This is a genomic window from Streptomyces sp. NPDC052016, assembly GCF_044548445.1.
Taxonomy (GTDB): domain Bacteria; phylum Actinomycetota; class Actinomycetes; order Streptomycetales; family Streptomycetaceae; genus Streptomyces.
In genome coordinates this window covers 1-14763 of sequence record NZ_JBIUBX010000023.1, presented here as the reverse complement: position 1 = coordinate 14763, position 14763 = coordinate 1, and the positions used below count along the sequence as shown (strand labels likewise).

General features: G+C 69.6%; 12 protein-coding genes, 1 tRNA gene and 2 pseudogenes. 7 read left to right on the top strand and 8 right to left on the bottom strand.

The genetic code is table 11. The features are described 5' to 3' along the window. Nucleotides 1-529 precede the first annotated feature (529 nt). Entirely contained in the window at nt 530-1822 is a 1293-nt protein-coding gene (locus ACIHAR_RS26680; RefSeq protein ID WP_365468599.1) for a hypothetical protein, read from the top strand. Between the two features lie 199 nt (nt 1823-2021). On the opposite strand, the gene ACIHAR_RS26675 is transcribed toward ACIHAR_RS26680, so the two are convergent. The 5 genes from ACIHAR_RS26675 to ACIHAR_RS26655 form a co-directional block, all read right to left on the bottom strand. Further along, a complete protein-coding gene (locus ACIHAR_RS26675) occupies nt 2022-2471 on the bottom strand; it encodes a heat shock protein transcriptional repressor HspR (protein WP_365468596.1) in 450 nt (149 codons plus the stop codon). Nucleotides 2472-2476: 5 nt separating this feature from the next. After that, nucleotides 2477-3652 carry a molecular chaperone DnaJ gene (dnaJ, locus tag ACIHAR_RS26670; protein ID WP_400022296.1) on the bottom strand — a complete coding sequence of 392 codons (1176 nt, stop codon included), beginning with the start codon at nt 3650-3652 and terminating at the stop codon, nt 2477-2479. 33 nt (nt 3653-3685) lie between these two features. Next, nucleotides 3686-4345 carry a nucleotide exchange factor GrpE gene (gene grpE, locus ACIHAR_RS26665; protein WP_365468590.1) on the bottom strand — a complete coding sequence of 220 codons (660 nt, stop codon included), beginning with the start codon at nt 4343-4345 and terminating at the stop codon, nt 3686-3688. Then, entirely contained in the window at nt 4342-6183 is a 1842-nt protein-coding gene (gene dnaK / locus ACIHAR_RS26660) for a molecular chaperone DnaK (protein ID WP_365468587.1), read from the bottom strand. Before dnaK ends, grpE begins: the two co-directional genes overlap by 4 nt. A gap of 95 nt (nt 6184-6278) precedes the next feature. After that, on the bottom strand, nt 6279-7550 hold the full coding sequence (locus ACIHAR_RS26655) for an MraY family glycosyltransferase (RefSeq protein ID WP_365468584.1): 1272 nt from the start codon (nt 7548-7550) through the stop codon (nt 6279-6281). Between the two features lie 192 nt (nt 7551-7742). Between ACIHAR_RS26655 and ACIHAR_RS26650 the strand changes: the two genes are divergently transcribed. From ACIHAR_RS26650 to ACIHAR_RS26635, 4 genes are all read left to right on the top strand, one after another. Further along, a complete protein-coding gene (locus ACIHAR_RS26650) occupies nt 7743-10034 on the top strand; it encodes a (Fe-S)-binding protein (protein WP_400022295.1) in 2292 nt (763 codons plus the stop codon). 171 nt (nt 10035-10205) lie between these two features. Continuing rightward, nucleotides 10206-11249 carry a Yip1 family protein gene (locus tag ACIHAR_RS26645; protein WP_365468578.1) on the top strand — a complete coding sequence of 348 codons (1044 nt, stop codon included), beginning with the start codon at nt 10206-10208 and terminating at the stop codon, nt 11247-11249. A gap of 69 nt (nt 11250-11318) precedes the next feature. Then, nucleotides 11319-11450, top strand: coding sequence for a hypothetical protein (locus tag ACIHAR_RS26640; protein ID WP_400022294.1), 132 nt, complete (start codon nt 11319-11321; stop codon nt 11448-11450). Between the two features lie 60 nt (nt 11451-11510). Further along, nucleotides 11511-11996, top strand: coding sequence for a DUF4265 domain-containing protein (locus tag ACIHAR_RS26635; RefSeq protein ID WP_400022293.1), 486 nt, complete (start codon nt 11511-11513; stop codon nt 11994-11996). A gap of 107 nt (nt 11997-12103) precedes the next feature. Here ACIHAR_RS26635 and ACIHAR_RS26630 read toward each other — a convergent pair whose 3' ends face one another. After that, nucleotides 12104-12613 (bottom strand): phosphoribosyltransferase, encoded by a 510-nt coding sequence (locus tag ACIHAR_RS26630; protein ID WP_400022292.1) that lies wholly within the window; start codon nt 12611-12613, stop codon nt 12104-12106. Next, entirely contained in the window at nt 12610-13185 is a 576-nt protein-coding gene (gene dcd, locus ACIHAR_RS26625; protein ID WP_365468566.1) for a dCTP deaminase, read from the bottom strand. Before dcd ends, ACIHAR_RS26630 begins: the two co-directional genes overlap by 4 nt. 518 nt (nt 13186-13703) lie before the next feature. Between dcd and ACIHAR_RS26620 the strand changes: the two genes are divergently transcribed. Further along, nucleotides 13704-13777, top strand: a tRNA-Gly gene (locus ACIHAR_RS26620). Nucleotides 13778-13925: 148 nt separating this feature from the next. Here ACIHAR_RS26620 and ACIHAR_RS26615 read toward each other — a convergent pair. After that, nucleotides 13926-14060: pseudogene (locus tag ACIHAR_RS26615) on the bottom strand (IS630 family transposase); the annotation flags it as partial. An 18-nt stretch (nt 14061-14078) separates the two neighbouring features. Here ACIHAR_RS26615 and ACIHAR_RS26610 point away from each other — a divergent pair. Beyond that, nucleotides 14079-14231, top strand: a pseudogene (locus ACIHAR_RS26610) (glycosyltransferase); the annotation flags it as partial. Nucleotides 14232-14763 lie beyond the last annotated feature (532 nt).

Below are 14763 nucleotides of genomic sequence, written 5' to 3'. Positions count from 1 at the left end.
CTCCATCCAACGGGAGTTCACGGAACGGCAAAAAAGCGCACAACCAACCCCGTTGCTCGCGCGTCGCGGCCATGACGGACCGTCCGGCCGCCCCGTGTCCGAGCAGACGACCGCATGGACGTGGACCCGCACGAGACGCACGGACGGAACGATCCGCGGGAACCGGGCCTCAGTCGCGCCGGCCGTCGCGCTCGCCACGCCTGCACGCCGCGACCGGCCGCCTGCCGTAATGCGCCCGTGACCTGGGGAATCACCACTTCCGGCGCTGTTGCGAAGTGGTGACGAAGCGACGATTGATCAAGCACGGGGGGTGGGTGAAGATGAGTGCACCGCGGGCCGCCGGGGGGAAAGCAGGACCGGCCGGACGCGGGCACCTCTCTCGTCTCAGTGCGTCCCGGCACCGGTCGGCCGATCCGTATCCCGTACGTCGTGCGCGCCGGTCCGTTCCTCTTTCGTCTCACCCGGCTCACTGCCGCCACGGTCGCCCGTCACCGCAGTGCGCCCCTAGCGATTCCTGGGGGAATCCGCCATGTCCGCGTCCGCCGCGTCCGCCCGTCCCGTCGCCGCCCGCCGCTTCCGCACCCTGGCCGCGACCACCGTCGTCGCCGCCGTCGCCGGTACCGCCCTCGTCCCGGTGACCGCCTTCGCCGCCGACAAGGCGAGCGGCGCGCCGCTGACGATGACGCTGGGCGCGCCCACCCCGGAGGGCCTGCTCAAGCGCGGCGGGACGACACAGTCGACGACCCTGACGGTCACCAACTCCTCGACCGAGGCGCAGGAGTTCCTGGCCTGGCTGCCCGGTACGCCGGACGGTCCGAGCCCGCTCCTGGCCGACTCCGTCGTCTTCGACGTGACCCCGCTCGACGCGCCCCCGACCAAGTCCCTCGTCGGCCGGCAGGACGGCTCCTTCCAGGGCCTGTTCTTCCCGGCCACGGGCAGCCCCGCGGACAACTTCTCCATCCCGGCCAAGACCACGTACACCTGGAAGGTCACCGTCGGACTCGGCGCCGGCTACCCCACCAACGACGGCGACTTCACGCTGACCGCCGGAGCGCTGGTCGGCGACGTGAACGACGACCCGGCCCACAACACCGCCGTCTTCAAGACGGACCCGCAGATCAAGCCCGGCACGCTGGACCTGACCTGGGTGCGCGACAACAACGTCGTCGCCCGCCCGGGCCAGCGCGCCGGCCTGACGCTCGAGGCCGTCGCCAACGGACCCGGCGAGTTCCCCGCCGAGCTGCGCCGCACGGTCTCCGCGCAGGACTTCCGCCAGGGCGCCGGCAACCCCGACTTCATCCTGGAGGCCGAGGTCGGCGGCAGGATCGTGAAGCTGGAGGAGACCCAGCCGAGCATGTGGGAGCTGCCCGTCATCCCGAAGGGCTTCGGCGCCGCCTCCGGCAGGAACAGCATCAAGCTGTACCTCTCCCTGGGCAAGAACACCGACATCAAGAAGGACACCGAGGTGCCGCTGGAGGCGCTGTTCTCCATGGGTGACAGCTACGGCTTCAACGGCATCCCGACCACGGTGACGGCCGGCCCGGCCAAGACCGCCCCGAGCTCGCCGTCGGCCACCCCGTCGACGCAGCCGTCGCAGTCCCCGTCCGCGTCCGCCGACGCGACCCCGTCGGCGTCCGCGTCCACCACACCGGCCGCCGCCGCCACGACGCACACCACCACGACCACGACCACCGTCAACGGCTCGCTGGCCGACACCGGTTCCGGCGCGGGCAGGTACGCCGTCCTCGCCGCCGCCCTGGTCGTCCTGGGCGGGGCCGCCACCTGGCTCGGCGTCCGCCGCCGCCGCTCCTCGCACGCCTGACGTCCCGCCATCGGCTTGTGGGCCCGGAGGATCACGCCTCCGGGCCCTTCTCCGTGCCCGGGTACGGTCGAATCGGTCCGGACCGGGCCCGCACCACCGCCCCCACGTGCTGAACGACCACTGGCCCGGCTGACCCCGCACATGCGTGAGGGGCCCGGGGAGTTCGCCTCCCGGGCCCCTCACGCGCGGTGTCCCGGCGTCAGTCCGAGGACTGTCGCTTGGGCCGCCACACCACCAGCGCGCTGGTCTGCTGCACCTCCTGGTACGGCACCAGATCGCGGCGGTAGGAGGCGTGGACCGCGGCCTCGCGCTGCTGCATGGCCGCCGCCGCGCCGTCCAGGGCCGCCTCCAGCTCCGCGACACGGGACTGGAGCGCGGCGACCTGGTTCTCCAGCTCGATGATCCGCTTGATGCCGGCCAGGTTGATGCCCTCGTCCTGCGACAACTGCTGGACGGTCCGCAGCAGTTCGATGTCGCGGGCCGAGTAGCGGCGGCCCCGGCCGGCGGTGCGGTCCGGGGACACCAGGCCCAGGCGGTCGTACTGGCGCAGCGTCTGCGGGTGCAGGCCGGAGAGCTGGGCCGCCACCGAGATGACGTAGACCGGGGTCTCCTCGGTCAGTTCATACGGGTTTCGTCGACGGCCGTCCATCACTCTCAAGCTCCCTTCGCGGCCTCGAACAGCTCCGCCCGCGGGTCCTCACCCGCGGTCGCCTCGCGATACGCCTCCAGCGCGTCACGAGCCTTCCCCGACAGGTCCTTCGGAACACTCACCTCGACGGTGACCAGGAGGTCGCCGCGGGTGCCGTCCTTGCGGACCGCGCCCTTGCCCCGTGCGCGCATGGTGCGCCCGTTGGGCGTGCCGGGCGGCAGCTTCAGCGTGAGCGCCGGGCCGCCGAGGGTGGGAACGCGGATCTCTCCGCCCAGGGCCGCCTCCGCGAAGGTGACGGGCACGGTGACGGTGAGGTTGTCGTCCTTGCGGCCGAAGACCGGGTGCGGGTCGACGTGGACGACGACGTACAGGTCGCCGGCCGGGCCGCCGCGCTCACCGGGGGCGCCCTTGCCGCGCAGCCGGATGCGCTGCCCGTCGGTGACGCCCGCGGGGATGCGGACCTGCATCGTGCGGGAGGACTTGGCCCGCCCGCTGCCCTTGCACTCCATGCAGGGGTGCTCGGCGATCAGGCCCCGGCCCTTGCAGTCCGGGCAGGGGTCGGTGAGCGAGAAGCCGCCCCCCGAACCCCGCGCCACCTGTCCCGTGCCGACGCAGGTCGGGCACACGCGCGGCGTGCCGTTCTTGTCGCCGGTGCCGGAGCAGGCCTTGCAGGGGGACTGTGAGGTCATGCGCAGCGGGACCGTCGCGCCCTCGATCGCCTCGGTGAAGCTGAGGGTGACCTCGGTGTCGATGTCCTGCCCGCGCCGGGGCTGGGTGCGGGCGCCCGTGGTGCCACCGCGGTTGAACAGGCCCCCGAAGACGTCACCGAGTCCGCCGCCGAAGCCGCCGGCTCCCCCGCCGCCCTGGGCGCCTCCGAAGAGGTCGCCCAGGTCGAAGTTGAAGGAGCCGCCGCCCGCGCCCGGCCCCGGGCGGAAGCCGCCGTTGCCGAAGAGGGCGCGTGCCTCGTCGTACTCCTTGCGCTTCTTGGGGTCGCCGAGCACGTCGTTCGCCTCGGAGATCTCCTTGAAGCGCTCCTCGGCCTTGGCGTTGCCCTTGTTGGCGTCCGGGTGGAACTCGCGGGCGAGCTTCCGGTACGCCTTCTTGATCTCGGCCTCGGTGGCGTCCTTGGGGACGCCGAGGACCTTGTAGTAGTCCTTCTCGATGAAGTCCTTGGTGCTCATCCTCGACGTCCCTCCTCTCTCATCGGTTCAAGCTCAGCCCTCGTCCGGGCCACCGCTCTCCTTGTCGTCGGCCGCCGTGTCGTTCTCCTCGGCCGGCTTGACCGTCTGGGTCCCGGGCTGGGGTTCGGCCACGGCCACCCGCGCGGGGCGGATGGTGCGCTCGCCGATCCGGTACCCGGGCTGCAGAATCGCCACGCACGTCGTCTCGGTGACGTCCGGCGCGTAGCTGTGCATCAGCGCCTCGTGGATCGTCGGGTCGAAGGGCTCGCCCTCCTTGCCGAACTGCTGCAGGCCCATCTTGGCCGCGACGGTCTCCAGCGACTCGGCGACGGACTTGAAGCCGCCGACGAGTTCGCCGTGTTCCCGCGCGCGGCCGATGTCGTCGAGCACGGGCAGGAGCTCGGTCAGGAGGTTCGCGATGGCGATCTCCTTGACCGCGATCCGGTCGCGCTCGACGCGGCGGCGGTAGTTCTGATACTCGGCCTGGAGGCGCTGGAGGTCCGCGGTGCGCTCACCGAGCGCGGTGCGCACCTGGTCCAGCTGGGCCACCAGCCCGGCCGTCTCGTTCGCGTCCCCGGCCGGGGCCGCCCCCTCCGCCGAGGCGGAGGAGTCGGCCTTCGGCTCGGCGTCGTCGGGGGTGGCGCCGGAGGGGACGTCGGGCTTCTCCTCGAAGCCCGGGGTCTCCTCCGTCACGCGGCACCGTCCTTGCGCTCGTCGTCCACGATCTCGGCGTCGACGACGTCGTCGTCGGCGGGCTTGGCGCCACCGGCGGTGGCACCCTCGGGACCGCCCGCGGCCTGGGCGTCGGCGTACATGGCCTGGCCCAGCTTCTGCGAGACGGCCGCGACCTTCTCGGTGGCCGTGCGGATCTCACCGGTGTCCTCGCCCTTGAGCTTGTCCTTCAGCTCGGCGACGGCGGCCTCGACCTCGGTCTTGATCTCGCCGGGGACCTTGTCCTCGTTGTCCTTGAGGAACTTCTCGGTCTGGTAGACCAGCTGCTCGCCCTGGTTGCGGGCCTCGGCGGCCTCGCGGCGGCGGTGGTCCTCCTCCGCGTACTGCTCGGCCTCCTGGCGCATGCGGTCGACCTCGTCCTTCGGCAGCGAGGAGCCGCCGGTGACGGTCATCTTCTGCTCCTTGCCCGTGCCCAGGTCCTTCGCGGTCACGTGCATGATGCCGTTGGCGTCGATATCGAAGGAGACCTCGATCTGCGGGACGCCGCGGGGCGCCGGCGGCAGACCGGTCAGCTCGAACATCCCGAGCTTCTTGTTGTACGCCGCGATCTCGCGCTCGCCCTGGTAGACCTGGATCTGCACGGACGGCTGGTTGTCCTCGGCGGTGGTGAAGATCTCGGACCGCTTGGTCGGGATCGTCGTGTTCCGCTCGATGAGCTTGGTCATGATGCCGCCCTTGGTCTCGATGCCGAGGGACAGCGGGGTCACGTCGAGGAGCAGGACGTCCTTGACCTCACCCTTGAGGACACCGGCCTGGAGCGAGGCGCCGATGGCGACGACCTCGTCCGGGTTCACGCCCTTGTTGGCCTCCTTGCCGCCGGTCAGCTCCTTGACGAGCTCGGCGACGGCGGGCATACGGGTGGAGCCACCGACGAGGACGACGTGGTCGATCTCGTTGATGGAGACGCCGGCGTCCTTCATGACGTTGAAGAACGGGGTCTTGCAGCGCTCGAGCAGGTCCGCGGTCAGCTGCTGGAACTGGGCGCGGGTGAGCTTCTCGTCCAGGTGCAGCGGGCCCTCGGCGGACGCGGTGATGTAGGGCAGGTTGATCGAGGTCTCGGTGGACGAGGACAGCTCGATCTTCGCCTTCTCGGCGGCCTCGCGCAGACGCTGCAGGGCCATCTTGTCCTTGCTGAGGTCCACGCCGTGACCGGACTGGAACTGCTTGACCAGGTAGTCGACGACGCGCTGGTCCCAGTCGTCACCACCGAGGTGGTTGTCACCGTTGGTGGCCTTCACCTCGACGACGCCGTCGCCGATCTCCAGGAGGGACACGTCGAAGGTGCCGCCACCGAGGTCGAAGACGAGGATCGTCTGGTCGTCCTTGTCGAGGCCGTAGGCGAGCGCGGCCGCGGTGGGCTCGTTGACGATGCGGAGGACGTTGAGACCGGCGATCTCGCCGGCTTCCTTCGTCGCCTGGCGCTCGGAGTCGTTGAAGTAGGCGGGGACGGTGATGACCGCGTCGGTCACCTTCTCGCCCAGGTAGGCCTCGGCGTCCCGCTTCAGCTTCTGCAGGATGAACGCGGAGATCTGCTGCGGGTTGAAGTCCTTCCCGTCCAGCTGGATCTTCCAGTCGGTGCCCATGTGACGCTTCACGGAACGGATGGTCCGGTCCACGTTGGTGACCGCCTGGCGCTTGGCGACCTCGCCGACCAGCACCTCGCCGTTCTTGGCGAAGGCGACGACGGACGGCGTGGTCCTGGCACCCTCGGCGTTGGTGATGACGGTGGGCTCGCCGCCCTCCAGAACGCTGACGACGGAGTTAGTCGTGCCCAGGTCGATGCCGACCGCACGTGCCATGGTGATCTTCCTCCAGCTGACTTGAGTGGAACGGACTCAAGTGTGCACGAGGCTCACCCCTGGGTCAACAGACCTGAGTCGGCAGGACTCAACTCTTATCCGTTTCTTACACGCAAGGAACCGCTGACCTGCGAGGATGCCATACGGCGGGGTGCTCTTACGGGTGATTCGACCGACCGGCGAGGGGGTTGCACCGAGGACACGGCTTGACGCCGCGCCCGCCCTCGGGCCCGCGAGGCGCCGTCCGCCTGCCGCTGCGAGCCACCGTCCCCGGGGCGCCTGGTGGCGCTCTCCACGGGCCGCGCGGCACCGCCTCCTGCCCGCCGCGCCGCGCCTTCCGTCGCCCGCCGCACGGCGCTCTCCGCCGCGCGCCGCCCGGGCCCCTCACCCTGACGGGCGTACACCGGCACCCGCCACAGCCCGAGGACGACGACCAGGGCGCCGCCCGCCACCCACAGCACGGCCTGCCGGTCGAGCAGGCCGCTGTGCACCAGCACCGCGACGAGTACCCCGGCGAAGGCGGCGACACCGATGAGGATCGCCGCCCCCTGCGGGGTGAGACCCAGCCTCCGCAGCCGGTGGGCGAGATGGTCGGGCGCCCGCCGCAGCAGTGGGCGCCCGGCCGTGCGCCGGGCCAGCAGGACGAGGAGGGCGTCGGCCGCGGCGACCGCGGTGAGCGCGAACAGCACGCCCGCGCCGGCCACCGCGTCCTGCCCCGCGCGCGTGGTCACCGCGGCCGCCGCCAGCAGGAAGCCGGCGAACAGCGCGCCGCACCCGCCGAGCGCCACGCGCGCGGGAGGCCAGTTGTGCATCAGGAAGCCGGTCAGCGCGGCGGCGAGCACGCTCAGCAGCACTGTGAGCCCGTCCATCACCTCGGCCGCCGCGCACGCCCCCACGCCGAAGGAGGTGACGACGCCCACCGTCCCGGCCACGCCGTCGGCGTGGTCGAGGGCCCGGAAGGCGAGCGCGACGCAGGTGACCCAGCCGACGGCGGCGACTCCCGCGACGACGCCGGTGTCGCCGTACGGGACGACGAAGGCCGCCGCGATCGCCGTACCGACCACCAGGAACCGCGCCTTCAGCCGCCACAGGTCCGCGACCAGGCCCAGCCCGGCGACCGCGCCGGCCGTGGCGAGCAGCACCCCCATCCCCGCCCCCAGCGGGGCGAGACCCGTCCAGTCCCCTGCCGACGCGACGAGACACGTCACGGCCACGACGGCCACTCCTCCCGACAGGGCCACCCGGCGCTGCCGCTGCCGCCGGTCGACCAGCCCGACGCGCAGGGCGGGCACGCGCAGCAGCGCCGCGAGGACGGCGGTGAGGAGCAGGGCGGTGGTGGCGGCGGCGATCCCGTAGAGCACGGACATAAATTAGTCATTAATGTACCAATTTGGTACGAATAACACGGTCGGGATGGTCCGCTTTCTGAGGCAACCCTCAGCGACTCAGATCACCCCGGCCCCGGCTACAGTGCGTCGGAAGATAGGGGTAGTCTCAGACGGACTGAATAAGTTACCGCTTAGTAATGTGATCTCCCCTCGCAGGCCCGAGGAGCCCCCATGCAACTCGCCGCGATCATCGTGTCGCTGGCCCTGACCGTGGTCGGCGTGGCCCTGCTCGCCCGCGCCATCGGCCAGTTCGTCCGGTACTTCAAGCTGGGCCAGCCGGTCCCCGCGGGTACCCGGACCGACAACCCCTACCAGCGCAGCGTGACACTGGTCCGCGAGTTCCTCGGCCACACGCGCATGAACCGGTGGGGCATCGTCGGTGTCGCCCACTGGTTCGTGGCGATCGGCTTCCTGACGCTGCCGCCGACGATCATCACCGCGTACGGCCAGCTCTTCCAGGCCGACTGGACGCTGCCGGTGATCGGCGGCTTCCTGCCGTACGAGCTGTACATCGAGTTCATCGCCGCGATGACCACCGTCGGCATCGTCACGCTGATGGTCATCCGCCTGCTGAACCTGCCCTCGCGCCCGGGCCGCAAGTCCCGCTTCGCCGGCTCGAAGATGGGCCAGGCGTACTTCGTCGAGTACGTCATCTTCACCATCGGCCTGGCCATCTACGTGCTGCGCGGCCTGGAGGGCGCGCTGCACCACGTGGAGCACTACGAGGCCGCGTACTTCGCCTCGTACCCGCTGATCCTGGCCTTCGAGGGCCTGAGCGTGGCCACGCTGCAGAACCTGGTCTACCTCTTCGCGATGATCAAGCTGGGCACGACCATGATCTGGATGATCACGGTCAGCCTGAACACCAACATGGGTGTGGCCTGGCACCGATTCCTGGCGTTCCCGAACATCTGGTTCAAGCGCGACGCCACCGGTGAGACCGCCCTCGGCGCGCTCCAGCCGATGACCTCGGGCGGCAAGCCGATCGACTTCTCCGACCCCGGCGACGACGACGTCTTCGGCGTCTCCCAGGTCGAGCAGTTCTCCTGGAAGGGCCTGCTGGACTTCTCGACCTGCACCGAGTGCGGCCGCTGCCAGTCGCAGTGCCCCGCCTGGAACACGGGCAAGCCGCTGTCCCCCAAGCTCCTGATCATGTCGCTGCGGGACCACGCCCACGCCAAGGCGCCGTACCTGCTGGCCGGCGGCGGCAAGACCATGGAGGGCGAGGAGAAGGCGTCCGAGGAGCAGCTGAAGGACGTGCCCGCCGCGGCTCTCGCGGAGGCCGAGCGCCCGCTGATCGGCACCGCCGAGGAGAACGGCGTCATCGACCCGGACGTCCTGTGGTCCTGCACCACCTGCGGCGCCTGCGTCGAGCAGTGCCCGGTCGACATCGAGCACGTCGACCACATCGTCGACATGCGCCGCTACCAGGTCATGATCGAGTCCTCGTTCCCGTCCGAGGCGGGCACGATGCTCAAGAACCTGGAGAAGAAGGGCAACCCCTGGGGCCTGGCCAAGAAGCAGCGCCTGGAGTGGACGAAGGAAGTCGACTTCGAGGTGCCGGTCGTCGGCAAGGACGTCGAGGACCTGTCCGAGGTCGAGTACCTGTACTGGGTCGGCTGCGCCGGCGCCCTCGAGGACCGCGCCAAGAAGACCACCAAGGCCTTCGCGGAGCTGCTGCACATCGCCGGCGTCAAGTTCGCCATCATGGGCGGCGACGAGAAGTGCACCGGTGACTCCGCCCGCCGTCTCGGCAACGAGCCCCTGTTCCAGGAGCTCGGCATGGAGAACGTCATGTCCCTCAACGCCGCCTTCGGCGAGGAGATGGACGACGACGGCAAGGTGACCGAGGAGTCCCGCAAGCCGAAGTCGGCGAAGAAGATCGTCGCCACCTGCCCGCACTGCCTCAACACCCTCGGCAACGAGTACCCGCAGCTCGGCGGCGACTACGAGGTCATCCACCACACCCAGCTGCTCCAGCACCTGGTGGACGAGGGCAAGCTGATCCCGGTGACCCCGGTCGAGGGCATCATCACCTACCACGACCCCTGCTACCTGGGCCGCCACAACAAGATCTACACGCCCCCGCGCGAGATCATCGCCAACGTCCCGGGCCTGCGCAACGAGGAGATGCACCGCCACAAGGAGCGCGGCTTCTGCTGCGGCGCCGGTGGCGCGCGGATGTGGATGGAGGAGCGGATCGGCAAGCGCATCAACAACGAGCGCGTCGACGAGGCCCTCTCCCTCAACCCCGACATCGTCTCGACGGCCTGCCCGTTCTGCCTCGTCATGCTCACGGACTCCGTGAACGGCAAGAAGAACGACGGCAAGGCCAAGGAGTCCATCCAGGTCGTGGACGTCGCCCAGCTCCTCCTGGAGTCGGTCAAGACCCCGGTCGACGACGAGCCCCCGGCGGGCGCGTCGGAGACGGAGAGCGAGCCGGAGCCGCAGCCGGTCAAGTGACCGCCGCCGACGGCGCCGGTCCGACGCCCCCCTGTCCCGTGCGGACAGGGGGGCGTCGGCGTAAGTGGGACGCGGTGCCTCGGGAGTTGGACGCGGTCCCTCGGGAGTCGGACGCGGTTCCCTCGGGAGTTGGACCGGTCCCACAGGAGTCGTACGGGTCCCCCTTAGGGGATGTCACAGGTCGGCCGCAAAGCCGTGCGCGAAGGCCCCGGCCCCGCACGTCACTTCTCGGGACCAGGTACGTTCGATGACGTGGCTGGATTCAGGATCGGACGCGGCGGCCGGGACGGCCGCGCCCCGCAAGCGCGACCCCAAGACCCTCCGTACGGGCAGCAGACGCCCCAGGGGCCGTCGTACGGCTACCCGTCGGCGCAGCAGCCGTACCCGCAGCAGCGGCCGCAGTACCGCGGCGGCCAGCAGCCCCCGTACGGCGGCGGAAGCGGCGGCGGCCAGTGGCCCCCGGCCGGCAACGGCCAGGGCGGCGGCTACGGCGGCCAGGGCGGCGAGCCGGAGTACTTCGGCGGCGGCCCCGACCCGTACGCCCCCGGCGCCCATGACCCGTACGCCGCGAACAACCCGGGGCACACGCAGGCGTTCTCGATCGACGACCACCAGCAGTACAGCCAGGGCGAGACCTACCACGCCGGCTCCGCGGCCCCCTCGGGCCCGATCGGTCCGCGCCTGCACTGGAAGGAGCTGCTGCGGGGCGTCGTCCTCTCTCCCGGCCAGACGTTCCTGCGGATGCGGGACTACACGCTGTGGGGCCCCGCCCTCATCGTCACCTTCCTCTACGGCCTGCTCGCGGTGTTCGGCTTCGACGACACGCGCGAGGACGCGATAAACGCCACCCTCTCCAACGCGATCCCGATCGTCCTGACGACGGCCGTCGCGATGGTGCTGAGCTCCTTCGTCCTGGGCGTGGTCACCCACACCCTGGCCCGCCAGCTCGGCGGCGACGGCGCCTGGCAGCCCACGGTCGGCCTCTCCATGCTGATCATGTCCCTCACGGACACACCCCGTCTGATCGTCGCGATGTTCCTCGGCGGCGACGCGTCGTTCGTCCAGGTCCTGGGCTGGGCGACCTGGGTGGCGGCCGGGGCCCTGCTGACGCTCATGGTCAGCCGGTCGCACGACCTGCCGTGGCCGAAGGCGCTGGGCGCGAGCGCGATCCAGCTCGTCGCGCTGCTGTCGATCGTCAAGCTGGGCACGTTCTGACCCTGCCGGCACCCGACCGCCGCCGCACACGAAGGGGCTCCCCGGAACTACCGGGAAGCCCCTTTTCTCTTGCGACTCACCAGCCAGGTGTCGCCACCGGCCCGCCTGGTCGGCCCCACCATGGGCAGCCTGAACGACAACGGCAGCGTCACCTGCTGGAGCGCCTACGGCGATCTCCACGAGGCGCTCCGCGGCCTGTAGCGAGTCTGACGACCCCACCCACCTGCGGCCGGCGCGGCGGGGCTGTGCATCCTGGGCACCATGACGAACCCCGAGGGCCCGTACGTGAAAGTGCACTTCCGGCTTGAGATCAAAGACGACTGGCCCCCGGCGTCGGTGGAGAGCCTCTGGGCCGTCGACCAAGGCGACGGCACCGCACGGCTCGACAACATCCCCTGGTTCGTCCGAGGCATCGCCTGTGGGGACATCGTGGCCACCGAGCCCGACGAGGAAGGCGTGCGATGGGCCGGCGAAGTGGTTCGGCCTTCGGAGAACTGCACCATCCGCCTCATCGTGTTCCGTGACGGCGGTTCAGGACCCGCACGGCAGAGCGTGATCAACGCGTTCCACGAACTCGGAGTCTGCGGCGAGGGCATAGAGCGCTTCGGCATGGTCGCCCTGGACGTCCCGCCCACCGCCGATCTCGCCAAGGTGCAGAGGCTGCTCGATCATGGCGTGGCCAAGGAATGGTGGGACATGGAAGAAGGGTGCGTCACTGCCCGATGGCGGGCGGCCTCCGCCGGCTGACACCGTTCATGTGACCCATGGCTGGGCCGTCCCTGGGGCGTCCGAGGACGCTCAGCAGTGGCCGAGGACGACCGACAACGCCCCCAGAGGGATCTGGTCCGTGCAGGTCAGAGCGCCTCTCTGCTCACCTTGGGTGCCTCTCCCGACTTATGTACTGGAGGCAGGACGCTCCACGGGAAGTTGATCCAGGCGTCCGTCCGCTTCCACACGTACTCGCACTTCACGAGGGAGTGGGACTTCTCATAGATCACGGCGCTGCGGACCTCGGCGACCGTGTCGAGGCAGAAGTCGCGCACCAGCTTGAGCGTCTTGCCGGTGTCGGCGACGTCGTCGGTGATCAGGACCTTCTTGTCGGAGAAGTCGATGACGTTGGGGACGGGAGCGAGCATGACGGGCATCTCGAGCGTCGTCCCCACCCCTGTGTAGAACTCCACGTTGACCAGGTGGATGTTCTTGCAGTCGAGGGCGTAGGCGAGCCCGCCGGCGACGAAGACGCCGCCGCGGGCGATGGAGAGCACGATGTCGGGCTCGTACCCGTCGTCGGCGACCGTCTGCGCGAGCTCACGGACGGCGACACCGAACTGCTCGTAGCTGAGGTTCTCGCGCGCGTCGCTCATACCTGGGTCCGGTGGAAGTTGAGGAAGGACCGGGAGGCGGTCGGGCCGCGCTGCCCCTGGTACCGGGACCCGTACCGCTCGCTGCCGTACGGGTACTCGGCGGGCGAGCTGAGGCGGAACATGCAGAGCTGGCCGATCTTCATGCCCGGCCAGAGCTTGATGGGCAGGGTGGCGAGGTTGGACAGCTCGAGGGTCACGTGTCCGGAGAAGCCGGGGTCGATGAACCCGGCGGTGGAGTGGGTGACCAGTCCGAGACGCCCGAGCGAACTCTTGCCCTCCAGTCGGGAGGCGAGATCATCGGGCAGCGTGATGACCTCGTACGTCGACGCGAGGACGAACTCGCCGGGGTGGAGGATGAACGGCTCGTCCCCCTCCGGCTCCACGAGCCGGGTCAGGTCCGCCTGCTCGATGGAGGGGTCGATGTGGGGGTAGCGGTGGTTCTCGAACACCCGGAAGTAGCGGTCGAGGCGTACGTCGATGCTCGACGGCTGCACCATGGATTCGTCGTAGGGATCGATCCGCACCCGCCCGGCGTCGATCTCGGCCCGGATGTCCTTGTCTGAGAGAAGCACGCCCCGAGGATACGCAAGGCGCGCGGACCCGCCACAACCAGGACGTCTCCGCGCGCCAGGGTGGTGGTGCCGCGCCGCTACCGCTTCTCGAGGCTCACCGGTACCGCGCTGCGCAGCCGCGCGCAACGAGGACACCGTACGAGCCGCCCGGGGCCGAGCCGGCCGGCCTGCTGCATCGGGAACGAAGCGGTGCTGAACACGTGCCCATCGGCACAACGGACGACGGTGCGCTCCATCAAGTCCTAGAGTCCCTTCCCCAAGAGCCGCGTCACGCCTGCTGGGATGCCGTGACGACAAACGCCACATTACGGGACGATCGAGACGGCTCTCCAGGCGGCACTCCGTCCCCGCCGGGACCCTCTCCCACCCCTCCACCGTACGCTCCAACTCCGGCCCCCCGCAGCCGGATCCCACCCGCGAAACGGACTCAGGCCCCACGGGCTTGAGCGCCGGGGGCCTGGCATGCGGTACAGTGACGGGGCGATCAGACACCGGCCCTTCAGGGCTGGGCGTCTTACGCGGGTGTAGTTTAATGGTAGAACATCAGCTTCCCAAGCTGAGAGCGCGAGTTCGATTCTCGTCACCCGCTCCATATGAAACCCCCAGGTCAGAGACCCGGGGGTTCTTTGTTGTCTAGTCCAATTTGAGGTGGCGTGCCCTCCGCGTGCCCTAAGTCGAGGTCAGTGGCCATTTCAGGGCCGCCCAGGTGTCACTTTGAGCAGCTCCGCTGCTGGGCGCCTCTACTGACGTTGTTGCCGTGATGTCGTCAAGGTGAGGTTGGTCTCGGCGAGGCATCCGTCGATGAGGTTGCTGCGGTACTGGATCTGGCGCAGACCGTGTCGGAGCGTGCTGATGAGGTGGTCGGGGTCGATGAAGGTGGACGCTGGCGCGGATCACCCCGCAACCAATTTCATGGCCTGACTCCGCTCCTGCGCCTCCTCAAGGTCCACGTCCGCTACCTCGGCTGGCACAGCCGTCCACAGCTGTGGAAAGCCTTCGCCGAGCACGACGCCCTCGTCATGCCCTCGAACACCCTCGAAGCCATGACACCCGCACCTTGCTGGCAGCCGCATCGAGTTTCGTCGCCACGACCTTCTGCTGACCCTGTCCCGTCTTCCCCCGCAACTCTCTCTGCCCTGGGAAATATCTGGCCGACCACACGCAGGTCCTGCACTGGGACACCGAGGCCGGGTGGACCTGCCACCTGTTGACAGGCACCTTGCCGTCATCCATCTGCCAGCGGTAGCGCAGAGACTCCGCCCGCCGGATACCTGGGGTGGAGACTCTACGATCACTCCGCAGGTCTGCTCGACTGGCGGTCACAGCTCCTCCGCGAAGGCGTCCTGGTACGCAGCCCCCCTCCGAACACGTTGAGGTTGACGTGTCCCGTATAGGTCGTGTCCGTCAGGTCGGTGATCCGCGCGCCGTTCAGGAGCAGTTGGATGCGGTTCCCCTAGATGAATGAGTCCGATGTTTGCGCTGACCGCGACCATGGCGAAGGGCGCCCGTTGGCCTGGTTGTGACTCCTTGCCTGGACGCCCTTCTGGCCGCACTGTACGTGTTCATCGACGACCATGT